General features: G+C 64.0%; 25 protein-coding genes and 1 tRNA gene. 13 read left to right on the top strand and 13 right to left on the bottom strand.

What is annotated here, in order from left to right:
• Window positions 1–4 precede the first annotated feature (4 nt).
• The 3 genes from ACOOGG_RS13170 (at window position 5) to ACOOGG_RS13160 (ending at window position 2,267) form a co-directional block, all read left to right on the top strand.
• A complete protein-coding gene (locus ACOOGG_RS13170; protein ID WP_420435766.1) occupies window positions 5–1,213 on the top strand; it encodes an amidohydrolase family protein in 1,209 nt (402 codons plus the stop codon).
• Between the two features lie 61 nt (window positions 1,214–1,274).
• Entirely contained in the window at window positions 1,275–2,123 is an 849-nt protein-coding gene (locus tag ACOOGG_RS13165) for a hypothetical protein (protein ID WP_420435764.1), read from the top strand.
• Window positions 2,124–2,180: 57 nt separating this feature from the next.
• Window positions 2,181–2,267, top strand: a tRNA-Leu gene (locus ACOOGG_RS13160).
• Between the two features lie 111 nt (window positions 2,268–2,378).
• Here the strand turns inward: ACOOGG_RS13160 and ACOOGG_RS13155 are convergent.
• The 5 genes from ACOOGG_RS13155 to ACOOGG_RS13135 all read right to left on the bottom strand — a co-directional run bounded on the left by ACOOGG_RS13155 (window position 2,379) and on the right by ACOOGG_RS13135 (window position 6,311).
• Window positions 2,379–2,642 carry a type II toxin-antitoxin system RelE family toxin gene (locus ACOOGG_RS13155; RefSeq protein ID WP_420435762.1) on the bottom strand — a complete coding sequence of 88 codons (264 nt, stop codon included), beginning with the start codon at window positions 2,640–2,642 and terminating at the stop codon, window positions 2,379–2,381.
• A gap of 46 nt (window positions 2,643–2,688) precedes the next feature.
• Window positions 2,689–2,910: a YlcI/YnfO family protein gene (locus tag ACOOGG_RS13150; RefSeq protein WP_420435760.1), complete on the bottom strand. Its 222-nt coding sequence runs from the start codon at window positions 2,908–2,910 to the stop codon at window positions 2,689–2,691.
• A 79-nt stretch (window positions 2,911–2,989) separates the two neighbouring features.
• Window positions 2,990–3,784, bottom strand: coding sequence for an SDR family NAD(P)-dependent oxidoreductase (locus ACOOGG_RS13145; RefSeq protein WP_420435758.1), 795 nt, complete (start codon window positions 3,782–3,784; stop codon window positions 2,990–2,992).
• The gene (locus ACOOGG_RS13140) at window positions 3,763–5,037 is read right to left on the bottom strand and encodes an acyl-CoA dehydrogenase family protein (RefSeq protein WP_420435756.1); all 1,275 of its coding nucleotides are present in this window, start codon (window positions 5,035–5,037) and stop codon (window positions 3,763–3,765) included. Before ACOOGG_RS13140 ends, ACOOGG_RS13145 begins: the two co-directional genes overlap by 22 nt.
• Window positions 5,034–6,311, bottom strand: coding sequence for a hypothetical protein (locus ACOOGG_RS13135; protein ID WP_420435754.1), 1,278 nt, complete (start codon window positions 6,309–6,311; stop codon window positions 5,034–5,036). Before ACOOGG_RS13135 ends, ACOOGG_RS13140 begins: the two co-directional genes overlap by 4 nt.
• A gap of 98 nt (window positions 6,312–6,409) precedes the next feature.
• Here ACOOGG_RS13135 and ACOOGG_RS13130 point away from each other — a divergent pair, with 98 nt between their 5' ends.
• The 5 genes from ACOOGG_RS13130 (at window position 6,410) to ACOOGG_RS13110 (ending at window position 9,116) form a co-directional block, all read left to right on the top strand.
• Window positions 6,410–6,766 (top strand): hypothetical protein, encoded by a 357-nt coding sequence (locus tag ACOOGG_RS13130; RefSeq protein ID WP_420435752.1) that lies wholly within the window; start codon window positions 6,410–6,412, stop codon window positions 6,764–6,766.
• 1 nt (window position 6,767) lies between these two features.
• Window positions 6,768–7,175: a type II toxin-antitoxin system VapC family toxin gene (locus ACOOGG_RS13125; protein ID WP_420435750.1), complete on the top strand. Its 408-nt coding sequence runs from the start codon at window positions 6,768–6,770 to the stop codon at window positions 7,173–7,175.
• Window positions 7,176–7,216: 41 nt separating this feature from the next.
• On the top strand, window positions 7,217–7,471 hold the full coding sequence (locus ACOOGG_RS13120) for a hypothetical protein (RefSeq protein ID WP_420435748.1): 255 nt from the start codon (window positions 7,217–7,219) through the stop codon (window positions 7,469–7,471).
• A complete protein-coding gene (locus ACOOGG_RS13115; protein ID WP_420435746.1) occupies window positions 7,468–7,824 on the top strand; it encodes a hypothetical protein in 357 nt (118 codons plus the stop codon). The genes ACOOGG_RS13120 and ACOOGG_RS13115 overlap by 4 nt, the downstream gene beginning before the upstream one ends.
• Window positions 7,825–7,949: 125 nt before the next feature.
• Window positions 7,950–9,116: a hypothetical protein gene (locus tag ACOOGG_RS13110; RefSeq protein WP_420435744.1), complete on the top strand. Its 1,167-nt coding sequence runs from the start codon at window positions 7,950–7,952 to the stop codon at window positions 9,114–9,116.
• A 7-nt stretch (window positions 9,117–9,123) separates the two neighbouring features.
• Here ACOOGG_RS13110 and ACOOGG_RS13105 read toward each other — a convergent pair whose 3' ends face one another.
• Entirely contained in the window at window positions 9,124–10,080 is a 957-nt protein-coding gene (locus tag ACOOGG_RS13105) for a hypothetical protein (protein ID WP_420435742.1), read from the bottom strand.
• An 85-nt stretch (window positions 10,081–10,165) separates the two neighbouring features.
• On the opposite strand from ACOOGG_RS13105, the gene ACOOGG_RS13100 reads away from it, so the two are divergent.
• Genes ACOOGG_RS13100 through ACOOGG_RS13090 form a run of 3 tightly spaced genes read left to right on the top strand, consistent with a single transcriptional unit; the run spans window position 10,166 to window position 14,028 of the window.
• Window positions 10,166–11,689: a sulfatase gene (locus tag ACOOGG_RS13100; protein ID WP_420435740.1), complete on the top strand. Its 1,524-nt coding sequence runs from the start codon at window positions 10,166–10,168 to the stop codon at window positions 11,687–11,689.
• Window positions 11,686–12,612 (top strand): dihydrodipicolinate synthase family protein, encoded by a 927-nt coding sequence (locus tag ACOOGG_RS13095; protein WP_420435738.1) that lies wholly within the window; start codon window positions 11,686–11,688, stop codon window positions 12,610–12,612. The genes ACOOGG_RS13100 and ACOOGG_RS13095 overlap by 4 nt, the downstream gene beginning before the upstream one ends.
• A 3-nt stretch (window positions 12,613–12,615) precedes the next feature.
• Window positions 12,616–14,028 carry an NADH:flavin oxidoreductase gene (locus ACOOGG_RS13090; protein ID WP_420435736.1) on the top strand — a complete coding sequence of 471 codons (1,413 nt, stop codon included), beginning with the start codon at window positions 12,616–12,618 and terminating at the stop codon, window positions 14,026–14,028.
• 5 nt (window positions 14,029–14,033) lie between these two features.
• Here the strand turns inward: ACOOGG_RS13090 and ACOOGG_RS13085 are convergent, their stop codons facing one another.
• Window positions 14,034–14,804 (bottom strand): TetR/AcrR family transcriptional regulator, encoded by a 771-nt coding sequence (locus ACOOGG_RS13085; RefSeq protein WP_420435734.1) that lies wholly within the window; start codon window positions 14,802–14,804, stop codon window positions 14,034–14,036.
• A 67-nt stretch (window positions 14,805–14,871) separates the two neighbouring features.
• On the opposite strand from ACOOGG_RS13085, the gene ACOOGG_RS13080 reads away from it, so the two are divergent.
• Window positions 14,872–16,152 (top strand): cytochrome P450, encoded by a 1,281-nt coding sequence (locus ACOOGG_RS13080; RefSeq protein WP_420435732.1) that lies wholly within the window; start codon window positions 14,872–14,874, stop codon window positions 16,150–16,152.
• 70 nt (window positions 16,153–16,222) lie between these two features.
• Window positions 16,223–17,002, top strand: coding sequence for an enoyl-CoA hydratase-related protein (locus ACOOGG_RS13075; RefSeq protein WP_420435730.1), 780 nt, complete (start codon window positions 16,223–16,225; stop codon window positions 17,000–17,002).
• A gap of 45 nt (window positions 17,003–17,047) precedes the next feature.
• On the opposite strand, the gene ACOOGG_RS13070 is transcribed toward ACOOGG_RS13075, so the two are convergent.
• From ACOOGG_RS13070 to ACOOGG_RS13045, 6 genes are all read right to left on the bottom strand, one after another.
• Window positions 17,048–17,581, bottom strand: coding sequence for a hypothetical protein (locus ACOOGG_RS13070; RefSeq protein ID WP_420435728.1), 534 nt, complete (start codon window positions 17,579–17,581; stop codon window positions 17,048–17,050).
• Window positions 17,582–17,818: 237 nt separating this feature from the next.
• Window positions 17,819–18,298, bottom strand: a complete 480-nt coding sequence (locus ACOOGG_RS13065) for a pyridoxamine 5'-phosphate oxidase family protein (protein ID WP_420435726.1) — start codon at window positions 18,296–18,298, stop codon at window positions 17,819–17,821.
• Entirely contained in the window at window positions 18,291–19,850 is a 1,560-nt protein-coding gene (locus tag ACOOGG_RS13060; RefSeq protein ID WP_420435724.1) for an AMP-binding protein, read from the bottom strand. Before ACOOGG_RS13060 ends, ACOOGG_RS13065 begins: the two co-directional genes overlap by 8 nt.
• A gap of 6 nt (window positions 19,851–19,856) precedes the next feature.
• Window positions 19,857–20,879: a peroxiredoxin family protein gene (locus ACOOGG_RS13055; protein WP_420435722.1), complete on the bottom strand. Its 1,023-nt coding sequence runs from the start codon at window positions 20,877–20,879 to the stop codon at window positions 19,857–19,859.
• A 13-nt stretch (window positions 20,880–20,892) separates the two neighbouring features.
• On the bottom strand, window positions 20,893–22,368 hold the full coding sequence (locus ACOOGG_RS13050) for an ABC transporter substrate-binding protein (protein WP_420435720.1): 1,476 nt from the start codon (window positions 22,366–22,368) through the stop codon (window positions 20,893–20,895).
• Window positions 22,369–22,438: 70 nt separating this feature from the next.
• Entirely contained in the window at window positions 22,439–24,013 is a 1,575-nt protein-coding gene (locus ACOOGG_RS13045) for a sulfatase (RefSeq protein WP_420435718.1), read from the bottom strand.
• Window positions 24,014–24,022: the final 9 nt, after the last annotated feature.

The raw sequence follows: 24,022 nt of genomic DNA, 5'->3' as shown, positions 1-24,022 counted from the left end.
GCGTATGACCACCGCCACCGCTGACCGCTACACCATCATTTCCTCCGACTGCCACGCAGGGGCCAACCACAAGACCTATAGGGAGTACTTGGAGTCATCCTGGCACGACGAGTTCGACGCCTGGCGGGGCAAGTACCGAAACCCGTTCCGCGACCTGCAAGACGACGGCCGCTCCCGCAACTGGGACAACGACCGCCGCATCTCCGAGCAGCACACCGACGGGGTGGTGGCCGAGATCACCTTCCCCAACACAGTGCCCCCGTTCTTCCCCACCGGCACCCTCATCGCCCCGCAGCCCACCGACAAAGACCTCCCCCGCCGCCTGGCCGGCATCCGGGCCCACAACCGCTGGCTGGCGGACTTCTGCGCCGAGTACCCCGAGCGCCGCGCGGGCATAGGCCAGATCTTTTTGAACGACATCGATGAGGCCGTGGCCGATGTGAAGTGGATCGCCGAGCACAACCTGCGGGGCGGGGCGCTGATCCCCAGCATCGCTCCCAACTCCGACCTGCCCCCGCTGTTCCACCCCCGCTACGACCCTGTCTGGGCGGCGTGCGAGGAGCACGACGTGGTGATGACCCTTCACTCCGGGGGCACGGGGATGCCCAACTATGGCGACTCCCCCGCGGCCGGGCCGATGTTTGTGATCGAGACCCCGTTCTTCTCCAACCGCTCCATGTGGCACCTAATCATGGGAGGCGTGTTCGAGCGGTACCCCGGCCTCAAGGCGGTTTTCACCGAGCAGGGCTTTGGCTGGGTGCCCGACATCCTGCGCCGCCTCGACGGCCTTCACGCCCAGATGTCGATGACCGGACGCACCGGCGAGCTGGGCTTCTCCGCCGACTCGGTGCTGCCCGAAAAGCCCAGCTTCTACTTCGACCGCAACATCTGGATCGGCATCAGCTTCCCCGGCCCCAACGAGATGCGCGTGCTCGACAAGGTGGGCGACCACAAGGTGATGTGGGGCTCCGACTACCCCCACGTGGAGGGCACCTACCCCTATAGCCGCGAGGGCATCCGTTATGCCCTCCACGACCGGGACGAGGAGTCGATGCGCCGCATCCTGGCCGGCAACGCCGCCGATGTGTACGGCTTCGACCTCGACTCCCTGGCCCCGCTGGCCGCCGAGCACGGCCCCACCGTGGCCGAGATCTCCGAGCCGCTAACCGACATCCCCAAAGACGCCACCTCCCCCGCCTTTTGGGGCAAGTAGTGATTTGCCCCTGGAGTGGGGGCATTGCCTGGCCCACACCGAACCTGAAAGGGACAATGCCATGGTAAAAGACATCCGCGACGTGACTCCCGATGACCATTGGGATGCGTTTGAAGAGCTGTGGACCGGGCTGATGTCGTACCGGTATCTCAACAAGACCACCCCGGCACTGGACATCGGCTTCGACGATGACGAGTTGGAGTCGATGCCGCTGCGCCACGACATGCGCAACGCCCACGGCGGGATTATGGCCGCCCCGTTGGCCATCGGCTGCCCCGAGCCGAGTTGGAACGACGACGAGGTGGTGCCCGCCCCCGTGGTGTCGTACACCCAGATCCTCGACGACGCCCGGGGGGTGGACCGGATCGAGGTGATCCGCGAGGTGATCAATTTCGGGCGCCAGATGGGGTTCACCCGCTCGACGGTGGTGGACGCTGCCGACTACAACCGGGTGATCTCCACCTCTGCTGGCATGGGGGTGAGCCTGGGCGATGTGCCCGACGGCTACGAGGCGGTGGAGAACCCCCTCATCCCGGTAGAGAACTCCCCCGACATGCCCCGGCTGCACGACGTGTTCGGCGTCACCAAGGGCGACGACGGCTGGTACCGGCTCCCCGAGCTGTCCAAGGAGTTCTCCGCTCCCCACGCCGCCCTGCACCTCGGCCCCATCCACATCGTGTTCGACGTAACCGCCCACGAATTAGCGGCAAAGGCCGCCGGCACCGACCGCATCCAGGTGGAGAACTGGTACGTGATGTTCGTGAAACCCGGCCTGATAGGCCCGTTCCGCTGCGAGGGCGAGGCCATCGCTGGCCGCAGCGGCCGCATCAACGTCAAACTCACCCTGTTCGACGAGGGCCGCGACGACCGAACCATCACCACCGGCTTGGGAGCATTCCGCGTGGTCTAAAGCCGCCACCGCAATTGAGCGGCCGCACCCTGTCCCGCCCGGTACCGTGATGGCCAAGCCCGGGTGGCGGAATAGGCAGACGCAGGGGGCTTAAACCCCCCAGCCTCCCAAGGAGGCGTGTGGGTTCGACTCCCACCCCGGGCACCCAGCAGCGCTATGTCGAGCGGCTACGACGGAGACCTTCAACATCGGCAAGTGAACCTCCCCGGGTATTGCGCAGTCTACGGTTGTGCCCGGTCCCTCCAGGCGGCCGTTCTAGCGGCTGCGATAGACCTCCCGGCGATGGGCGGCTCGAACCACGAGGACCACCAGTTCATCGTCGAGCACTTCGTACACGACCCTGTAGTCGCCGACGCGTATTCGGCGAAGGCCCCGCAAGTCTCCTTTCAGCGGGTAGCCCGTATGGGGTTGCTCGCCAAGGCGATCGATGGCGTACACAATGCGCTCACGATCCGGGCGAGCAATTTGCACCAAGTCGCGGGTTGCGCTGCGTTTGATCCGAACTGAGTATGCGGCCATCGGCTACGGCTTCTGCGCCATCACCAATTCTTGGAACGCGCTGCATTCAATCCGAATTGAGCAGATCATGTCTGACCTGATCCCAATCGAGTACCGGATCGGCTGGATCTCGCAGGCGCTCAAGGGCGACCTCGAGATCGTCGTAATCCTCCAAATAGCGTTCCAAGGCCTGGCGAATTATGTCAGCCCGACTGCGCTTCAAATCCTCAGCAGCGGCATCCAGCGCCTCAACAAGCTCGCTGGGGACCCGGGCGGTGATTTGGCTCATGCGGACTCCTTGGTCTGGGCGAAGTCAATCGAGTTGTTTGACATCACTCTAATGTCACTTGCTCCCAACGGCAACGGGCTTAGCTTGTGATGGAGCCTCCGGCTAGCGGGATGGTCTGGGCGGTCATCCAGGAGGCTTCCTCGGAGGCGAGGTAGGCACACAGGGCGGCGACGTCTTCGGGGGTGCCCAGACGGCGGGTCGGGATGGCCCTGGCCAGCTGGTCGGTGACACCGGTGTCGCCGGTGTTCGACATCAGGCCGAGGGCGATGGAGTTCACGGTGACTCCCGTTTTGGCAACCTCGAGAGCCACAGAGCGCAACAGCCCGGCCGCACCGCCTTTGCCAGCCGAATAGGCCGCCACACCGATGTTCACGCCCACAGTGCCCGCCCCCGACACCACGCCGATGACTCGGCCCCAGCCCCGCTCGATCATCCCGGGCAAAACGGCGTGGGTGCAGTTCATGACTCCATCGAGGTTGACGGCCAGAGGTCCTGCCCAGTCGGCTGGCTCAGTCTCCGCGAAGGGCTTGACCTGCATCATCTCGGCCCCGCCGTTGCCCGCGTTGTTGACCAAGATGTCGATGGGCCGATCAGCGATGGCCCCCCGCACATCGTTGCCTTCGGTGACATCGAAGGGCAGCGCTTCTGCGGAGCAGCCGGAGGCCGCAATCTGGTCGGCCACTTCACCGGCCCGGTCGGCAACGATGTCGTTGACCAAAACGTGGGCCCCTTGGGATGCCAGCGTGCGGGCGATACCTGCGCCGACGTTTTGGCCTGCGCCGGTTACCAGCGCCGTCTTCTGGTTGAGCTCGAACATGAGTGTCTTTCCCTTCGCTCCTAGCTCGCCCTTGGCTACCTTGGAACTTCCTGCCATGCCATGTCGTGATAGGGGTCGGGCTCGCGGGGCAGGCCGAGCACTTTCTCGCCGATCACGTTCTTGTTGACCTCGGTGGTTCCCCCCTCGATGGTGTTGGCCCGGCTTCGCAGCATGCCCTTGGAGGCATAGGGCATTGCCGCGGCCCAGGCTTCGATGGAGTCTTGACCGGGGTCGGGCTCTCCAGGCATCCACGCCACCGACGCCATGCCCATGAGGTCGGCGGCGGCCAACTGGAGAGCCTGGTTGAGCTGGCTTTGTTGCACCTTGCCGATGGATGCGGCTGGCCCCGGTGTTCCCCCGGCCTTGACCGTGGCCCGAACCCGCTCGTTGGTCCACGACCGCACCATTTCCTCGCAATAGAGCCGCGTAAGCCGATTGCGCCCGACTCCTTCGATGCCAATCTGGCGGGCCTGTTGGAGCAGGCTCTCGATCCCCCCTCCCCCGATGCGGTCGACGCCGCCCGATCCCGACCCGGCCACCATCTGGCGCTCGCCGGCCAGGGTGGACGCGGCCACCCGCCACCCGTCGCCCGCGGCGCCCACCCGGTGGAAATCGGGAACTCGCACCTCTTCAAGCCACACCTCGTTGAAGTCGATCTCACCGCCGATGTGGCGCAGGGGACGCACCTCGACGCCGGGCGACGACAATTCGACCAGGAAGTAAGTAATGCCTCGGCGCTTGGGGACGGTGGAATCAGTGCGGGCCAGGCAGATGGCGAATTCAGACTCATGGGCCCAGGTGCTCCACACCTTTTGGCCGGTGAGAATCCACTCGTCGCCGTCACGCTCGGCCCTCATGGCCAGCGAGGCCAGATCGGAACCGGCGCCGGGCTCGCTGAACATCTGGCACCACCTCTCCTGGTTGGCCACCATGGGGGGAAGGAAACGCAGCCGCTGCTCCTCGGTGCCGTGGGCGAACAACGCCGGGGCAGTGTTGTGCAGCCCGAGCGGGTTCAGCCGCCCCAAGTTGAGCGGGACGAGCACTGCCTCAGCCACCCGGGCCTTGGCCGGGGGCAGGTCGAGTCCCCCGTACTCGACGGGCCAGGTGGCCACCGCCAGACCCGAAGCGGCCAAGGTGGGGTACCAGGCCTCGTAGTCGGCTCGCGGTCGCACCTCTCGGATGGCCCGCCGCCCTTGGGGTGCAGCGTCGCGCCAGGCCTCGGGAACGTGCTCGGTGACCCAGGCCGCCACTGCAACCCGGATTTCCTCGTCGCTGCTGGATGCGCTTATCGACAACCGCTCGGGGTTCATTCCGCTGACATTTCCTTGAACCGCACCACCAGAGCGTCGAGTGTTTCGGCAGCGGTCGTCGCCCCTCCCGGCGGCGTCGGCAGTCTCACTGGGCCATGCTCTCTGCTGGGCAACAAGATCGTGGCGTGGCCAGGACAGGTGGTCTCGCCACGCTGGTTCTCGCCGTAGATGTCGAGGTCCACCGCCGGTGACCCCTCGTCGTTGAGGTACTTGCGGGACACCGTGCCCCGCATCCAGTGAGTATCGCCCACGTAGTTGAACCGGCGGAACTGCACGTCGAGAGCGGCCAGCCAGGCGTCGTCGCCCATCCAGTCGGTACACAGGTGTACCAGCCAGGTCTCCCGCATCCGGCCGTAGTCGTAGATGGCCGGATTGCCCGCCCGCCGGGCCCACTCGGGATCCCAGTGGACCCGCTGTTGGACGTCGGGGATGTTGAGATCGTCGGGGCGGAAGAATCCCGGCACCCGCTGGCGCTGCTGCACCCCGAGCCGCAGCGCCTTGACCCCGTACAGGCCCATGCCCATACCGGTGTGCCACACCACCATGTCGGTCACCCGCATGGGACCTTTGACCAGCGGTGGCAACTCGTCGCCCTCCTGCACGTCCTCCCACCAGCGGGGCTCGGCCCCCCGACGACGCTCCGCCTCGGTGCTCACCGCCTCGGTGATATCGGCGATCTGCTCGTCGGTGTAGGGCTCGATCTCGATGCAGTCGTACTTGCCCCCGCCTTCGTCGGCCTTGCGCTCCACCGCCCCGCGGTCGGTGCGGATCATCAGCCGGTACTGGGCCGACAGCACGGCGTCCTCAGCAGCGAACACCTCAGCGGTCCACTCGTGAACGGTGCGGGCCGCGAACTCACTTTGCTTGTCGTGAACGCCCACCAGCGCATTCCGCCTGGTCACCCGCATCCCCGGTCGCAACGGCGCCCACCACTCCCGGTAACTGCCCGAGTAGTAGGCGTGGGCCCCCTTGAGCGGATCGCCCTTGAGCAGCGCCTTGGTGTCGGCGTCGAGTTTCTGAACTTCGTTCTCCCCGATGAGGGTGTCGCCCCCGTTCATGTTGGGCGAGGCAATCGGCCCTCCCCACACCGTGCCCGCGCCGTAGTCGGGCTCGCACCACAGCGGATTGTCATCGCCAAACGCCTCGGCCACCTGGCGAAACGCATCCGTGTTCGGATCCCGATACCACGGAGGCTGAGGATGCGGCTGAGCGATCCCAATCCGAGCCCGAAGCCGGCCAATGGCCTCGTCGGTTATCGCTCCAGCCTCAGGCACGCTTGGGACTGTACCTAACGACCTGCCTTACCCGGTGATCCGGCTCCGGAAGGAAAACCCAGCTGTTGCATGCATGTACATGTTGTACAATTTTACCTATGGATTCCGATTTCACTATCCGGACTGAAAACTCAAAGTTCATGATCGAGGTGCTCAGCGTCCCGGTCAGCAAGTTCCGGGCCAACATCTCCCAAATGCTCGACGAACTCGGGGAGGACTACAAAGAGATCACCCTCACCAAGAACGGCAAAGTCATAGCCCACATCCTGCCTCCCAAATACCTGTTCCCATCATTCAAAGGCTCTCTCAAAGACATCATCCACATTCCCGACGGAGTCGACCTTGACAATCTCAGCGCCTTTGACGACGACTGGGAGGAGCAGATGGACGCCAGCTGGGCTCGTTCTGAAGGTGTTTGGCCCCCAGTCGCAGCTGAAAAGCCAGCGATCACCTAACGTGATCATCCTCGATACCAACATCGTGCTGCGTGTCGGCATGGACTGGAAGGCAGATGGGGTTTCAACCGCGGCAGAACAGCTTGTAGTCGACGCACAGGTACGGGGGGAAGCCGCCATAAGCGCGGCCACCATATGGGAGATCGGTGAGCTTGCTGAAAAGGGGATCATCCATGCGAATCTGGCCGTGCTCCTAGGACAATTGGCCGCGGAGGGCATTTCCGTAATCCCCATTGACGGAAACATCGCCGCCCGCGCCGTGCAACTCCGCAGCGAATGGGCCGACAAAGACCCCGCCGACCGCTTCATTATGGCCACTGCCCTACTCACCAACAGCCAATTGGTGACCATCGACGCCGAAATGATCACCTGGAACGGCCCCGCCCGAGTCGTCGACGCCCGAAGCTGAGTCGAGGTTGAATCCCCAGTATTTGAATGTATGCTTGGTGTATGCCTGAAGCCGTTTACGAGAAGCCGAAGCGAAAGGCCATGTTCTTGGGGCCGGAAGCGCTGCACAACCTGAAGTCGACCTCCGCCCGTCGTCGCACTGAGCGCGAGGCTGTAGAAGAAGGCCTCAAACTGTTGGCCGAACAAGACGCTCAGTTCGACGCCATGCTCGACTTCATCGAGTGGGCGACTGCTGAATGGGGAGAACCGACCTCCGATGAGAAAGCCCGCGCCGAGGAGATCTGGTCGAATCGGTGATCTTCGACGCTGGCGTCTTCATCGCACTCGAAAACCCTTCACAGCGCCGGGTCATTCTGGCTTTGGTCCGCAAAATGCAGGCCGAGGGAGTACTGCCGACCACCAATGAGGCTGCACTGGCACAGGCATGGCGGGAGCCCTCTAGGCAGGTGCCCATGGCAATGCTGGTGAAATCAACGAACGTGCACCCCTTCGGTGACCCCCAAACGATCGGTCAGCTCTGTGCCGCAAGCGGAACAAGCGATGTGGTTGATGCCAGCCTGGCAGTACTTGCCAACCAACTCGGAATGAAGGTCCTCACGACCGACGCGTCCGATATGCGCCAACTGGGAGTTGAGGCAGCAGAGCTCTGACGCCCGCCCTCTAATCGATTTCGACGAGAGGCTCTAGGGCGTCGGCCATATGGATTGCCTCCGCTGCATCTTGTTGGGGTATTCGGCAAAATTAGAGTGGCCGGGAGCTCTAGAAGGGATCATCCATGACGAACGAAGCAGCCGCACGCGAGCGCTTGATGACCGGGGAGGCGTGGAACGACTTCTGTGACACGATGCGAGCGGCCGGGCAGGTGGTGATCGACCGCACGCCCAACGCCGATGAGCGAGACCGGGTAGAGGGGTTCCGCTACCTGACCCGCATGTCGCTGATGGCCTATATGCGCTGCATCGAGAACCTCCCCCCGACGGAGAAGAGGCCCATTTGGGTGATCCCGCCGCCCATGAAGGGGGGCCAGGGGGTGCAGTCGCCCGACCAGGATCATGTGGTGCAGCCCATCGACGCAGCCAAGCGGTACCGGGTTACCGGCCAGAGGGGCTCCGCCCCCTATGTCCACATGTCGGCGTGGACCCCGAAGGTGCCCGATTGGGTCGGGGTGGAATCGGTAGGCGAGCGGGCCGTAGACGTCCTAGAGGAGTTCAATCCGAGCTGGTCGCAGACGCCGTTCACCGCCCTGCTCGACGAGTTCACCGACGGCGCAGGCAATGTCGACTTCGTACTCTCAGCAGACGATCCCGGCGTGGACAACTGGATGCAGGTCGCACCCGAGACCCGAGAGCTGATGATGCGCATCGTCTACGACGACCGCGACGCCCAGTCGTCGCCTCGACTGATGATCGAGCCGCTCGAGCCCACCGCGGTTGTTGAAACGCCAGGGGCGGCTGAAATGTCCAAGAGGCTGGCCATGGCCGCCCAGATGGTGCTGTCGGTGCAATCCGACTACGCCGACTGGACCGACACGCTGGTGCAAGCCGAGAACCAGTTGCAGCTCACCCCCAAGCACTACCTCCGAGTGGGCGGCTCCCCCGATGACCGCCACTTCGAGTTCGGCTACTGGCGCATCGGCGACGGCGAGGCGCTGGTGGTGGAGTTCAAGCCCCCGGTGTGCCGCCACTGGAATTTCCAGCTGTGCAACCACTGGATGGAGAACTTGGCCAACTACTTCACCGGACAGGGCTACGCGTCGTCCCAAGACGTGCAGGCCGACGCCGACGGTGTGGTGCGGCTAGTGGTAGCCGCCGAGAAGCCGGCTTCGGGAACCTGGGTGGACACCGCGGGCCGCGACCACGGCGTTATGGGTCTGCGCTTCGTCGAGCACGAGTCGATCCCGGAGATCTCCACGAAGTTGGTGCGTCTCTCCGATCTCGGCTGAGCGCTGATCAGTAGTCGAACACCGAGGGCAGCGCCTCCACGGGGCGGGCCTCGGGAAAGTGCTCGCTGATCTGCGAGGCGTGGTCGGCGTCGTCGATGCGGTTGGGATCGAAGCAGAGGTCGATCCCCCGCTGTTCGAGGTCGGCGTTGAACCGGGCGGCAATGCCGTCGCCGCTTAGAGGGTTGGAAGCCAGCCGGTTCTTGTGGTCGGCGTCGATGTACACGTCGGCCTTCCACAGCACGCTGATGCGAATGTCGGCCAGCGGGGTGCGGTAGACCTCCTCGCCGTGATCGGTGACCACCCACTCCCCATCGGGGCTGGCGGCGGGGGCCAACTGGGCCATCGGGGTGACCCGGGGCGTGCCGATGTCGAAGGGCCCGATGGCGTTGACCTGGTGGAACATGCCGTGGTTGTCGCCCATCAGCGCGGTGTTGGCCATATTCCCCACGTGCTCTTCGGGCGGCTTATCCGGCCCGTTGGGCCAGTAGCGGATGCCTCCGCCCTCCACATCGTTGAGCCACCAGATGGCGGTGGCCTGCGGGAACGACAAGTCGTCGAACAAGCCCGACCACAGCATGGCCCGCAGCAACCACATCGGGGTGTTGGTGCGGTCGCGGCCCGCGAATCGGGGGTTGTCGGTGTGAGCCGGCCCCGCCTCGGGAATGGCCATCATCTGGTTCACATACACGCTGTGGGGCTCGACGATCTCAGCGCCGTAGTAGGCCTTGGCCGAGTCGATGTAGGTCGGATGGTGCAGGAATACCTCTGAGCCCGGAACGGCGATGGTCTCGTTCACCCAGTCGTCGCGGAACCACAGCGGACGGGTGCGGGCATGGGGATCGGCACCGGGGTTGTACCAACCCCCCAGTGGCGCGTACGGAGCCTCCTGGGCCAGCAGCTTGACCGCGGCTCCCACATCGTCGAGCACATCGGTCAGCAGAATCGGCGGATCGGCAACATGCATCCACCCGACCGTACCAAATGGCCGGTGTCATCACGCCAGACCGCCACGGGTCATACTGGAAGCGCCTCTCGAAAGGACGCTTTTGATGCGGATCCTCTATATCGACATCGACACGCTCCGGGCTGATCACCTGGGGTGCGCGGGGTACCACCGCAACACCACACCGAACATCGACACGTTGGCTGCCGAGGGGGTGCGGTTCTCCAACGTCTACGCGTCGGACGTGCCCTGCCTGCCCAGCCGGACCGCGTTGATTACCGGCATGTTCGGGATCCGCAACGGGGTGGCCAACCACGGGGGCATGGCGGCCGATCTTCGTCCCCAGGGCGCGGAGCGCAGCTTCTTCTCTGCGATCGCGGCCAACTCCTGGGCGTCGCGCTTCTATTGGTCGGGCTATCACACCGCGTCGGTGTCCAGCTTCCCATTCCGCCACTCAGCCTCCTGGTGGACCAGCGGGTTCATGGAGAACATGAACCTCATGCGGGGCTTCGGCGGCGAGCGGGCCGACCAGGTGCTGCCCGGAGCGGTGCGCTGGCTGGACGACAATGCCGCTCAAGAAGACTGGTTCTTCCACGTCCATCTGTGGGATCCCCACACCCCCTACAACACGCCGGACGACTACGGGAATCCGTTTGAAGGAGATCCCGTGCCGGCTTGGCACACCGAGGAAGTGCGGGCCCACAACTGGACCCTGGCCGGCCCCCACTCGGCTCAAGAGCCCTGGGGGTTCAAGCCCGATGAGTGGGGCCCACCCCCGCCCCGCCAGCCTTGGAACCTATCGACCATGGACGAGGTCAAGCAGACCTTTGACGGCTACGACACCGGCATCCGCTACGCCGACGACGCGGTAGGCACTCTGATGAACAAGCTGGCCGACTGCGGCGTGCTGGACGACACCGCCATCCTGGTCTCCTCCGACCACGGCGAGGCATTCGGCGAGCTGGGCGTTTACGCCGACCACCAGGGGGCCGACGAAACCACCTGCCACATCCCCTCAGTACTGCGCTGGCCCGGGCTCGAGCCCCAGGTGCATGAGGGGCTGCTCTACCACCTCGACGTAGGCGCCACCATCGTGGATCTGGCCGGGATCGACATCCCCTTCTTGTGGGACGGCAAGTCGGTGGCCGATGACATCAGAACCGGCGACCACGGAGGGCGAGAGTCGTTGGTGCTTTCTCAGGGGGCTTGGTCGGTGCAGCGGGGCGTGCGCTGGGACGACCACCTCTACCTGCGGACTTGGCACGACGGCTACCACGCGGCCTGGAACGACGAAATGCTGTTCGACATCAGCGCCGACCCCCACCAGACCGCCGATCTGGGCGAACAGGCCCCCCTGCTGCTGGCCGACGGTCGAGACATCCTCGCATCGTGGACCGACGACCAGATGAGCCGCAGTTACAGCCCCATAGACCCGCTGGAGATCGTCATGGAAGAAGGCGGCCCCTTCCACTGCCAAGGCCACCTGCCCGAGTATCTGGAGCGCCTCGGTTCGACAGGTCGATCCGAGGCCGCGGCGGTACTTCGAGAGCGCCATTCGGGCGACCAGACTTCCACCGGCCTCTCGGGGATCCCTAAAGACGTGCTTGAGAGCCTCGGGGTCGACAATTGACGCCGGTACTGCCCGGTAGGACCATCACCGGGATGTCGGCGGTCCTTTTGCCCCATCTCGACCCGGCCACAGTCGACTGGGCGTCGTTAGACGCCCACATCGTCCGCACCCATGAAGCCGGTCTTACCCCGGCGGTGAACATGGACACCGGCTACGTCCAGCTGATCGATGCCGACACCCGGGTGGGGGTGCTCGACCGGGCGGCAGCCATCACCGGCGGGGATTTCGTGGCCGGGGCGTTCACAGCCGACCAACCGGGGGCGGCGTTCGACCTTGGCGCCTATCTCCGGGCCGCTGATGAGGTCACCGCCCGAGGCGGCCTGCCCGTGGTGTTCCCGTCGCACGGGCTGAACGACCACGGCGATGACGCCTGGCTCGACGCCCACGCCCAGCTGGCCGACCACATCGACCGGTTCATCGGGTTCGAGCTCGGCCCTATGTTCGTGTCCTACGGCCGCATCGTGTCGCTGGACACCTACCGGGGGCTGCTGGACATCCCCCAATGCATCGGGGCCAAGCACTCCTCTCTGAACCGGCGATTGGAGTGGGACCGGCTGGCGGTGCGCAACGAGGTGCGCCCCGATTTCATGGTGCTGACCGGCAACGACCTGGCCATCGACATGGTTATGTTCGGCTCCGACTACCTGCTGGGCCTGTCCACCTTCGCACCCGACAAATTCGCCGAGCGCGACCGCCTGTGGGCCATGGGCGACCCCGACTTCTACCAGCTCAACGACGTTCTCCAATACTTGGGCCAATTCACCTTCCGCCCGCCGGTGCCGGCTTATCGCCACAGCGCGGCCATGTTCCTCCAAATGCGGGACTGGGCAGAGAGCGCATCAGTGCCCATTGGCGCGCCAACTCGTCCTGACAGCGACCAAGACATCCTGCGCGACATCGGCGAACGGCTGGGAGTGCTATAGCCGATGCCTCGGTTCACCCAGGTGAAGAACCTGACCAGCGTGGCCGCGCTGCGCGACCACCTAGAGGGCCTGGGGGTGGAGATCCCCATCGACGACGAGGTGGACCCCTCCGGGGCGCTGGCCCAGCCGATGGAGATCACCGACGGCTCAACCGGGACGAAGACTGCCCTCAACCGATGGGCAGTGCTGCCCATGGAGGGCTGGGACGGAGAGACCGACGGGCGGCCGTCCGATCTGGTCCGGCGTCGGTGGGACCGATTCGCGGCCAGCGGAGCCGGGCTGGTGTGGGGTGAGGCCACCGCGATTCGACCGGACGGCCGGGCCAACCCCAACCAGTTAGTGCTAGACGAGACCACCGTTGAAGACTTCGCCGCGCTGCGAAATCGACTAGACCCGGCACAGGTGACGGTGCTCCAGCTCACCCACTCTGGCCGCTATGCCCGACCCACCGCCGCCGGACCGGCCCCCAAGACGGCGTACGAACACCCGCTGCTGGATGCCCGGGCCGGTTCAGGGCCGAACGAGGTGCTCACCGATGATGAGCTGGACGAGTTGGTCGAGCAGTTCGCCGACCGGGCGGTGCTGGCTCGCCAGGCCGGGTTCGATTTCATGGACATCAAGGCCTGCCACGGCTATCTGGGCCATGAGTTCCTTTCGGCGGTCGATCGCCCCGGCCCCTACGGCGGAGATCTGGAAGGCCGGACCCTCTTTTTGAGGTCGATCATCGAGCGGATCCGCCGGAGGTCCCCCGAACTTGGGGTAGCGGTCCGACTGTCGCTGTTCGACTTCGTTCCCCATACCGCCGGCGAAGGCGGCGTCGGAGTTCCCGAGGCCCCCGGCCCCTACCGCTTGGCCTTCGGGGGCGACGGGTCGGGAGTGGGCATCGACCTCTCCGAAGCTCACCGGTTGCTGGAGATGCTGAGCGATCTCGGCGTGGGGCTGGTGTGCGTCTCCGCAGGCAGCCCGTACTACGTGCCCCACATCCAGCGTCCCGCCTACTTCCCCCCCTCCGACGGCTACCAACCACCCGAAGACCCCCTGGTTGGAGTGGCCCGCCTGATCGCGGCCACCGACGAAATCTCCCAGCGGCATCCCAAGGTGCGGGTAGTGGGTGCGGGCCTGTCGTACCTCCAGGAATGGCTGCCCAACGTGGGCCAGGCCCTAGTGGCCCGCGGTGCGGCTGACGCTATTGGCTTGGGCCGCATGATCCTGGCGTACCCGCACATGCCCGCCGACTTGCTAGCCGGAAGGGAACTCGACCGGCGCCTCATCTGCCGCACGTTCTCCGACTGCACCACCGCCCCCCGCAACGGCTTGATCTCAGGGTGCTATCCGTTGGACGACTTCTACAACCAGCGAGAAGAGCGCCTCCAGCTCGCGGCATTCAAACGGGAAACCAGGGCCCGGCTGCGCTGAACGCTCTACTCAGGGGGCGGTCGGAGCGCGCCCAGGCAAAAGCGCCACAACCCATCAAACCGGGCGTGCGTTGAGCCAATTCGACCAAGGGCGAAGAGATGGGCGGCCAGCGAGACGTCGAAGAAGAGATCGGCCAGTTCTTCCACTTCGATGTCCGATCGGATTGATCCGTCGGCCGCTCCGGCGGCGATGATGCCGGAGATGAGCTGCCGTAATGGATCCCAGGCGAGTCGCAGGCCATCAGGCCTGCTGGCAGCCAATTGGTTGTGCAAGGCGGCCATGGAGCGGACAATCTTTGCCGGAGGAGCATCTTGGCCTCTTACAAAGTCCCACAATGTCCGCACACAAATCTCAAGCCTGACCAGCGGAGGGGCTCCAGCGTGAACGGTGGCGGGAACGTGCTCCACGAGCTGGGTGATCAGCTCCTCGAATAGGGCCAGAACAAGGTCGTCCTTGGAGGAGAACAGCTGGTAGAAGCGCCGGAGCGAGCCTCCGGAACGCTGCACCACGTCTTGCACGGTGAACTCCACCGAGCCTTCCTCTTCGAGCAGGGCCAATGCCGCGTGCACGAATTCGCCGCTGCGAGCCAGGGCCTGAACTCGGGCGCTGTCCAGCGACCGCTCCAGCATGCGCTGCTCCCAGGAACTGAGCGCCGACAGCTCGGAATCTGCGTTCTCTACCTGGTTATCTGTGTTTTCAGGGTCGATTTCTGAATTCTCAACTTCGGTTTCTACGTTCTCAACGCTGATATCTCTGTTCTCAGTGTCGTCGTTCATGTTCCCATAGTTTGATATTTAGGTTCTCTTATGCGAGAATTATATTCTCACAAAGGAGAAGAGGGTTATGTCGCCCCCCACACTAGCCACAGGAATCGACTTCACCGACATGGACATGTACGCGGTGGCCGAACCCTACGAGCTCTATGACCAGCTTCGGGCCCACGCTCCCATCTGGCTTCACCCCGAGACCGCCAATGAAGAGTCCTTCTGGCTCGTTACTTCTCACGAACTTGTCACCCAGGCCCACCGGATGGGCGCTCTGTTGTCCCATCAGACCGGGCCAGGCCGCGACGGCACCGGTGGGATCACTCTCCCCGACGTCGAATTGGGCCCCGGGATCATGATGATCATGACCGACCCCCCCGACCACACCCGCTACCGGAAGCTGGTCAGCAGGGGATTCACCCCCCGGATGGTGCGAAAGCTAGAGGAGAGCCTCCGCATCCGCAGCCACCACATCATCGATGCGTTGGACGGTCGCACCAAGGGCGACTTTGTGGTCGACTTGGCCGCTGAGCTGCCCCTGATGGCCATTGCCGACATGGTTGGCGTCCCCTTGGAGGACCGCCACAAGTTGTATGACTGGACCAACTGCGCCATTGGTCGATTCGATCCCGAATTCCAGGACCTCGACGATCCTTACTCACCGCTAAACGGGACGATGGACGCCTTCAACATGACCATCTACGCCCAGGAGCTCACCGAGGAGAAGCGGCGCTGTCCCCGCGACGACCTGATGACGGATCTCGCCGAGGCCAAGGTGACCATGGCCGATGGGACGGTGACCGAGCTCAACGACTTGGAGATCTCGCTGTTCTTCACCCTGCTCATCATCGCCGGCAACGAGACCACCCGAAACGCCATTACCCACGGCCTGTTGGCATTCCACAACTTCCCCGGCCAGTGGGAGCTGCTCCGCCGCCATCCCGAGCATCTCTCCACCGCAGCGGACGAGATCATCAGATTCAGCACCCCGGTGCGGTACTTCCGCCGCACCGCAGTTGCAGACCTCGAATTGGGCGGGGCGAAGATTCGAGCCGGAGACAAGGTGGCCCTGTGGTACGGGGCCGCCAACCGAGACCCCAAGGTGTTCGACGACCCCCACCGTTTCGACATCACCCGTTCCCCCAACCCCCATCTGGCCTTCGGCGGGGGCGGCGCCCACTATTGCCTGGGCTCGCACCTGGCCAAACTGGAGTTGAAGGTTCTGTTCGGGGCGCTTATGAATCGGCTGCCAGAGATCGAGGTGATCGGCCCGCCCGAACGGCTGCGCGACCTCCTTGTCAACGGCATCAAGCACCTCCCGGTGCGGTACGGCGCCGTGGCCAGCGCCGAAGCCGCCTAGCTTTCAGATTCCCTTTCCCCGATACTGTGGGGGCCGAATTCGGCAATGAAACTGGCGAGGGAGCTGATCAGTGCCCGACCTCCACTTAGAAAAACGCGACCACATCGTTACCGTCACCATCGACCGACCTCCCGTCAACGCGGTAACCACCGCCACCATGGCCGAGATCCGAGACGTGTTCACCACGCTGGGCGACGACCGAGACGTGCGGGTTGCCATCTTCACCGGTGCGGGTGACAAGTCATTTGTCGCGGGCGTCGATCTGAAGATTTCAGGCACTGAGCCCCGCAACCAGCGTCCCCCCACGGAGCTGACCGATCCCGGCCTGGTGGCCCGAGAGGCCATGTGGGCCATCATCGACTGCGCAGTCCCGGTAATCGGGGCCATCAACGGCTATGCCCTGGGCGCGGGTCTGGCCTATGCCGCCTGCTGCGACATGCTGGTGGCCTCCGAGAACGCCACCTTCAGCACGCCGGAGATCAACGTCGGGCTCCTGGGGGCCAGCGCGCACCTCTCGTCGATGATGGGTCGCCACAAGGCCCGAGAGATGTTCTTCACCGGCGAGCAGGTGTCGGCGCATGAGATGTACCGCATCGGGGCCGTCCGAGAGGTGACCGCCCCCGACCAGCTCATGGACACCGCGCTCGAGCTGGCCCAAGAGCTAGCCGCCAAGAGCCCGATCGCTATGCGCCTGGCCAAGGAGTCGATGAATCGCATCGAAGACCTCCCGCTAAGAGAGGCCTACCGAACCGAGCAGGACTACACCACCCGCCTCATGCGCTTCGACGACTCCCGAGAAGCCCGCCGCGCCTTCAGAGAGAAGCGCGACCCCGAGTACAAGTGGCAATAGCAACGAGCCAACAGCCCATCAGTTCGATAGTTGAAGATGTGGGAATCACCCTTGGCCACCCTCAACTTCTGCTCTTGAATCGGATAAGCGAATTCCAATTGCGTTTACCATGGCAATGTTGTCACATCCACCTCGGTCGCTCTTTTTGTCTATCGCGAATTGATATAGGCCATCAACTTTGTCAACCACGAGTCTTGGAGGATATTTGCAAACACCATCGTAAAAGACAATGAGCAAGTCATATTGTGGCAGTTCGTTGACGACCATTAGCGAACAACTTGTACTGCGGTCATAAATTAGGTGTTGAACCTGAGACGACACAACACCCTGACAGTCAAGTTGTTCGACCCTGAGCATTGGTGTTATTGCATCGAATAGTTCAGCCAACTCTGGCGATGCAGGACGACCATTATTCTCATCGATTGATAAAACGTCCAACGACTCAACAATTTCCCTTCCATCTCCGCGAACCTCAAAGCCTCTATCTCTAACCCGAGCTATCAAAATTATCCCTAGAAATATCAGACCCACAGCTGCCACAGCGAAAACAATCCTCTTGCGGTGTCTTGTCAATTCCATTGACCTTCTGCTTGGGGTGAGTTCATTTCTGTCTAAAACCCGATTCTAACTGCTCATCCAGTGACAATCCCCTAAAATGACTGTCAAAAGGCGACAAATTTATGTCGTCTTTTGACAGGGTCGGCTACTCCAAACACCATGTGCAACGAATCCTGGGCGACACGTGGGACCAGTTCGGCGTGGAGACCGCTGCCCAAGGCGTAGCCTTCGCTGTCGCCCAGGGGTGGACCACCGTTCCTACGCAATGCCGCTGAACAGCTTGGCGTTGTCCCAGTTGAGCATCTTGCCGATCGGGGTTAGCTCGATGGTGGCGTTGAGGTTCTTCTCGTAGTAGTCCTGGGTCTGCTTGGGCATCACTTCGCGGGCGGTTCGGTAGGGGGCGTATTTCTCGTCGAGGGCTTGGGCGATCCGCTGGGCCAACTCCTCTGTGGGCTCAATGATCCGGCCGACGCACTCCACATGCACGGCCCTCAGCTCGGCCCACTGCTCGCCTGATTCCACGAGGAACGAACACCGCTGGTCGTTGCGAACCCGCACCACCTTCTTGCCCCGGGTAACCATGTAGATCTTTCGATCCAGCAGCACATACCAGACGGGAAGGGAGATCGGCTGGCCGTTGGCCCGCAGCGTCGTCAAAGTGCCGTTCACCGAGGTCTCCAGCATCTCCCAGCATTCCTCGGGCGACATCCGCACCGTGGGCTTCTTCTGCTCAGCCACTTATCGGCCCCCTCAGTTCCCGGCGGAGGATCTTGCCCGAAGCCGACTTGGGGATGGACTCCACAAACCGCACTTCGCCGAGTTGCTTGTAGGTGGCCACTTGGCCGGCTACGAAGGCCTTCACCGCCTCTTCGTCGGCGGCGGCGTCGGGAGCGACCACCACGAAGGCTAGCGGCACCTCGCCGCTCTCTTCATCGGGTAGGCCGACCACGGCGGCGTCGGTGATCTGGGGGTGCTCCACCAGCAGCGCCTCCAACTCGGCAGGGGCCACCTGGAATCCCTTGACCTTGATGAGCTCTTTCAGCCGGTCGACGATGTAGACGTGGCCGTCGCCGTCGATCCGGGCGATGTCGCCGGTGCGCAGCCAGCCGCCGTCGATGGTCTCCGCGGTGGCCTCGGGGTTGTTGAGATAGCCCTTCATCACCTGGGGTCCGCGAATCCACAGCTCGCCCTCGGCATCGATGGGCTGGTCTTCCCCTGAGTCGGGGTCGACGATTCTGACCTCGGTGTTGGCCACCGTCAGCCCCACCGACCCCGCCTTGAAGTTCCCCGGTGGGGTGGCGTGGGTTATCGGGCTGAGCTCGGTCATTCCATATCCCTGCGACACCTCGCAGCCGATCCGCTCCGACGCTTCTGCGGCCACTTCGGCCCCCAGCGGCGCGGCCCCGGACAGCACCTGACGCAGCGACGAGAGGTCGAAGTCGGCCACTGCGGGGTGCTTCGCCAGCGCCAGCACAATGGGGGGCACCGCGAAGAACCGGGTCACTTGGTGACGCTCGATTAGCGACAGCGCCTGGGCCAAGTCGAAGCGGGGCATGGTCACCAGCGTGGCCCCGTGATGGAGCTGATCGTTCATGAGCACCTGCATCCCGTAGATGTGGAAAAAGGGCAGCACGGCCAGCACCACGTCGCTGGACTGGGAGGCAATCGACGAGGCGCACTGCTCGATGTTGTTCACCAGATTGGCGTGGGTGAGCATCACCCCCTTGGGCAACCCGGTGGTCCCCGATGAATAGGGCAGCACCACCACGTCATCGTGAGGGTCGACCTCGACCTGGGCGATCGGCTCGCCCATCAGCAACTGCATGGCGACGCCCTCGGATGGGTTCTCAGTGTCGATTACCACAACATCGCCCGCCACCCCGGCTTGGCTCATAGCCACCTGGGCTTGGGCGGCGAAACCCTCAGCGGCGAACACCAGCTTCGCCCCCGAGTCGGTGAGCTGATAGGCGATCTCCTCAGCGCCGTAGGTGGGGTTGACGGTGGTAACCGCTCCGCCGGCCACCGCGACCGCGTGGAACACCACCGGATACCACGGCGAGTTGGGCGCGACCAGCGCGGCGACGTCGCCCCGTTGGAACCCCCCGGCAACCAAGCCCCCGGCCAGGGAATGCACCGACTGGGCCAACTGTCCGAACGTGAGCGACCACTCCCCCACCCCGTCGATCACCGCCGGTTGGTCGGCAAGCTCTGCGGCCCGCTCCAGCACGAACCCCGTTACCGGCTGCGAGCTCAGAGGCTCATCGGGCAGCAGGCTGGAGTGGACGATCACTGGGCTTTAGGGAGCTGGCGTGATGCCGTGGAACGGGCTGCCGGCTTCTTGATACTCCTCGAGCAGCTTGAAGAACTCCTCGCCGAAGGGGCTCTCACCCCGAAGCGGCATGGCCGCCCGGACAACGGTGAAGTCCAATGGCGCCAGTTCGGCAGCGGCGTCGAAGTGGCGAGCGGCACCTGCTTCGCCGCCGGCGCGCCGAAGGTGGGCGGCGAGGCGGAAGTGCAAGCGGGCGGCCAACTCGTCGTCGTCGAGGTCGGCGATCTCGCTGTCGGCGTCATCGGGGACGACGCCTTGGCGGACCCAGGCGCGTATCTGGTCGAAATGACCCTCACGAGTGCGTCCGGTGAATTCGCTGAACATGTCGGTGCCGAACTCGCTGGCGTTCGGCCTCGCAATTCGCCCCTGCTCGTCGATCCAGACCACCGCGGGCACGTTGCTGATGGCGTAGAGCTCGGTGAGCAAGTGATCGGCATCCATAAGCACCGGGTAGGAGATGCCCTCGGCCAGTTCTCGCACCTGATCGGTGGCCTCGTCAATGGCCACCGCGATCACCATGAAGCCGTCATCGGCCAGCTCATCGTGCAATTCCTGCCACCCGGGCAGGTCGAAGGCGCATCCTCACCAACTGGAGAAGGCAACCAAGAGCCGCTTTTTGCCGGCATAGTCAGAAAGGCTCCGATCAACTCCGTCGAGGTCGGCAAAGGTGAAATCCGGCGCTTGGCGGTCGCGCAGAGCAGCGCGGCGGGTGGCGTTGGGCTGGCCAAGCACCACGATGCCAGCGTCGGGATCCACCAGGGTCGGCCGGTCCAGGGCATCAGCGGCTACCGAAAGGTCGACCTTGTCGCCCACCTCGATGGCCGAGCGGTCCCTCACCGGAACGCACATGTCATCGCGGCAGAGCCCTTCGGGCTTGAGCGTCCACCCGATGGCTGCGGAGAGTGCGCCGGGTTCGACAAGCGGGCGCCCTTCAACCCACTCTCCTGAGGCAGTGGCCACCTCATCGCCAAGGATGGTGATAGTTGTCATGGCAAGAGCTCCTTTACTCAACAGGCTGGGTCGGAATGGGGTCGCCGACCGGCAGATAGGTTCTGACTTCGGGGAAGTACTCATAGCGGCGCACCAAGGAGCCGGCCGAGTGCTTGTCGGGCGAGAGGCTGGCCCCCATCATGGCAGGAAGGTCGAACGTGCCGAGCCCTTCAGCCGCAGCCTTGAATGTCTCCGGCGTGATGTTGCCACCGGCTGCCTCCAAGATCTTCACGGTGAGAGCGAAGACCCGGCAGTGGTTGACTACGCCGTTGACAATATCGTCGTTGGTGAGATCGAGAGGCTCGTCGCCTGATCTCTCCTCGAATGTGGCAAGGCATTCCTGTACACCGGGGTCGGCCAGCGCTTCCTCGCTGGTCGGCTTGTTGGTGGTCACCGCAAAGGTGCGGGCCATGTACTCGTCTTCAATGCCCTGATCGTTGGCGATGTCCAGGCGGTCGGCAGCCTGTCCATTGGTGTGGGCAATGCGCACCTCCCAGCCAATTCGCTGCGCCGAACTGATGATGCCATACACGTTGGACAAGTTGAGGATCAGATCAACCCCGTCGGCCTCCATTCGGGTGGAAATGGCATCGGTATTCTGCTCGTTCTGAACGGTGTCAGTGGAGGGCGCACCCGGGGAATAGACACCGACGACGTTGATGCCCGCCTCTTCCAACAACGGCAACACGGCATCGGCATACTCCTTGTCGGGGGGTGCCTCGTAGTAAACGCCCACGCTGTGCCCGTCGAGATCGCCGGCCCGGATCATCTCGGTGGTCCCGCCGACCCGCTGGCGGGTCTGTTTCATCTCGGTGGCGAAGAACAGGCCGTTGGACCGCTCCTGGCGCTCGGTGTTCTCGCCGAAATGGCCCACATAGGGATGCCCGTGCAGCTCGGTAATGCACAGGGCGTTGTCCTCGAGGAACTGGCCAATCACCACGAACACCTTCTTGTCCTCGATCAGCTCGGTACACACCCGCTCACTGTCGGTGGACCCGATCGGCAGGAAAGAAACCACATGGACGACGACGTTGCGACCGTGGATGCCCCCCCGCTCATTCAGGTCTGCGGACAGGGCGGCGTATAGGTCCTGCACCGGGAAGATGCCGAGGTCGATGCCGAACATCTCATTTATCTGCACCGGATCGATGGCGGCCACGCCGATGGCGACCTCGGTTTCCGTTACCCCCTGGTAGCTGTTGGTCAACACAACCGGGGTGGGAGTCGGAGTCGGCTCTGCGGGGGCCTCGACCGACTCCTCGGATGGTTCGTCGGCCGGTTGCTCGGCGGGCTCCTCAGCCGTCTCGTCAGCGGGCTCCTCCGCGGGTGCTTCGCTGGGCTCCTCGGCGGGCGCTTCTGCGGGCGCCTCGGCCGGTGCAGCCGTTTGCTCTTCGGCCGCGGCCGGCTCGGATGCGCCGTCATCGTCGTTGCCGCCGCAGGCCGCGGCCACCAACGCCAGAGCGACCAGCAGCCACCACCATCTCCTCACAGCCTTAGAACCCCTATTCGTTCCGGTCATGTTCTTTCTCCAATGCTGTGGCCGGATAGGTGAAAGTACGTCATTTGATCCCCAACCGGGCGAATTGGTCATCGGGCGCGTTCACTTCGTTGAGCGCGGTGTGCAGCAGGTCGAGCATCTCATCGGCTGATGACTCGCTGCTGCGGTTCTCCTGCTCGTTGGGGTCGACGTCGAGATCGAACAGGAAATGTCGGTCGTTGCAGGCATTGGTCGTCGCCCACAGCGGCAGCGTGTCGCCCGGCTCATAGGGCTGGCGGATCACCGGCACCTCCGATCCCGGCATCCGGTCGAGCCAGGCTCGGTGGTCAGGCGGGGGAAGTCCGGGCATGCCGATGTCGCCGAACGGCATGGTAGACCACCGGTTGGACCACATCGACAGCGGGAAGTTCTCCCCGCTTGCCCCCCGGGCGTACTTGCGCTGGCCGTCGTTGATCTGCACCCAGCCGCCGAACACCCCGCCCAGCGCCCATTCCCGAATGGAGTCGGCTTCGCCGGTGAGCAGCGGGGCCATGGAGCGGCCGTGGGTTGTCTGCATCACCTCGGCATCGAAGATGTCGGCCACCGTGGCGAAGATATCCACATTGGTGGTCAGGGCATTGCACACCTGCCCGCCGGGTTTGCCAGGCCACGACATCAGCAGCGGCGTGTGGCCCAGCGGCTCGTACTGGGGCACGCCGGGCTTGCCCCAGATGTCGCGGCCCTCCCGCTCGTCGCCCAGGTAGTGGCCATGGTCGGTGCACACGATCAGCGCGGTGTCGTCCCATAGGCTCTGCTCGTCGAACCGGTTCAGGATCTGCCCGAACCAGTGATCGATCATCGACAGCTTGGCCCCGTAGTTGGCCCGCAAATGGCGGGCCTCCCTATCCGAGAAGTTCCCCGAGGCGATGCCCCCGTCGATATAGGGCGGCCAGATGATCCACTCCTCACCCCACGGCTCGTCGTGATAGCGGCCGGCCCACGGCACCGGCGTGTCGAACGGCTCGTGGGGATCGAACTCGTCCACGAACATGAACCACCGGTCGTGATGGGGGGTGTCCTCAGCCAAGAACCGGGCCGCCGAGCTCATTGTCATCGGCCCCGGATAGTCCTCCTCGGCCCGGAAGAAGGTGCGCGACCGGTCGTAGGCCCGATCCATCTCCTTGATCCCCCACATCTTCGACCACCACCAGCCGCCCTTTCGGGCCGGCATTGTCGGCGTGCCGGTCCAGGAGGGGTCGTAGTAGGTGCGCCATGGATCGCCCTCGTGGCCCCTCAGGTAGTCCCAGCAGTGGAAATCGGTGTGGTAGTTCTCCCCGCCGGTCTCAAACAGGTGGGGATGGTCGGTGACCAGTGCGGTGGTCACCCCTTGGCGGCGCAACACCCGGGTGATGGTCTCCTCCCACAGCTCGACCGACCCCCACGGCTTCCATAGAAAATCCAATGCCCCGCACAGGATGTCGTGGCGAGCCGGCATGCAGGGCAGCGACCCCGTCACGTGGCGGGTGAACCGAGTGGCCCGCTCGGCCGCGAACCGATCCAAATTCGGCGTCTCAAACTCGGTGCCCCCGTAGCTCCCCAACATATGCCGGTTCAGCGAATCCAACAGGACTACCGCGACATTGGACGGTGCGCTCATCACATCTCC

Source organism: Candidatus Poriferisocius sp. (genome assembly GCF_965214065.1).
Lineage (GTDB): Bacteria > Actinomycetota > Acidimicrobiia > Acidimicrobiales > Bin134 > Poriferisocius.
This window is presented reverse-complemented; position numbering and strand designations above follow the sequence as displayed.

Bases quoted from the DNA above. Each gene is read 5' to 3' on its own strand.
- ACOOGG_RS13145 (WP_420435758.1), bottom strand. From the start codon at position 3,784: ATGGCAGGAAGTTCCAAGGTAGCCAAGGGCGAGCTAGGAGCGAAGGGA.
- ACOOGG_RS13045 (WP_420435718.1), bottom strand. From the start codon at position 24,013: ATGAGCGCACCGTCCAATGTCGCGGTAGTCCTGTTGGATTCGCTGAAC.
- ACOOGG_RS13070 (WP_420435728.1), bottom strand. From the start codon at position 17,581: ATGGAATTGACAAGACACCGCAAGAGGATTGTTTTCGCTGTGGCAGCT.
- ACOOGG_RS13110 (WP_420435744.1), top strand. From the start codon at position 7,950: ATGACGAACGAAGCAGCCGCACGCGAGCGCTTGATGACCGGGGAGGCG.
- ACOOGG_RS13155 (WP_420435762.1), bottom strand. From the start codon at position 2,642: ATGGCCGCATACTCAGTTCGGATCAAACGCAGCGCAACCCGCGACTTG.
- ACOOGG_RS13150 (WP_420435760.1), bottom strand. From the start codon at position 2,910: ATGAGCCAAATCACCGCCCGGGTCCCCAGCGAGCTTGTTGAGGCGCTG.
- ACOOGG_RS13140 (WP_420435756.1), bottom strand. From the start codon at position 5,037: ATGAACCCCGAGCGGTTGTCGATAAGCGCATCCAGCAGCGACGAGGAA.
- ACOOGG_RS13165 (WP_420435764.1), top strand. From the start codon at position 1,275: ATGGTAAAAGACATCCGCGACGTGACTCCCGATGACCATTGGGATGCG.
- ACOOGG_RS13100 (WP_420435740.1), top strand. From the start codon at position 10,166: ATGCGGATCCTCTATATCGACATCGACACGCTCCGGGCTGATCACCTG.
- ACOOGG_RS13170 (WP_420435766.1), top strand. From the start codon at position 5: ATGACCACCGCCACCGCTGACCGCTACACCATCATTTCCTCCGACTGC.
- ACOOGG_RS13105 (WP_420435742.1), bottom strand. From the start codon at position 10,080: ATGCATGTTGCCGATCCGCCGATTCTGCTGACCGATGTGCTCGACGAT.
- ACOOGG_RS13090 (WP_420435736.1), top strand. From the start codon at position 12,616: ATGCCTCGGTTCACCCAGGTGAAGAACCTGACCAGCGTGGCCGCGCTG.
- ACOOGG_RS13120 (WP_420435748.1), top strand. From the start codon at position 7,217: ATGCCTGAAGCCGTTTACGAGAAGCCGAAGCGAAAGGCCATGTTCTTG.
- ACOOGG_RS13130 (WP_420435752.1), top strand. From the start codon at position 6,410: ATGGATTCCGATTTCACTATCCGGACTGAAAACTCAAAGTTCATGATC.
- ACOOGG_RS13080 (WP_420435732.1), top strand. From the start codon at position 14,872: ATGTCGCCCCCCACACTAGCCACAGGAATCGACTTCACCGACATGGAC.
- ACOOGG_RS13085 (WP_420435734.1), bottom strand. From the start codon at position 14,804: ATGAACGACGACACTGAGAACAGAGATATCAGCGTTGAGAACGTAGAA.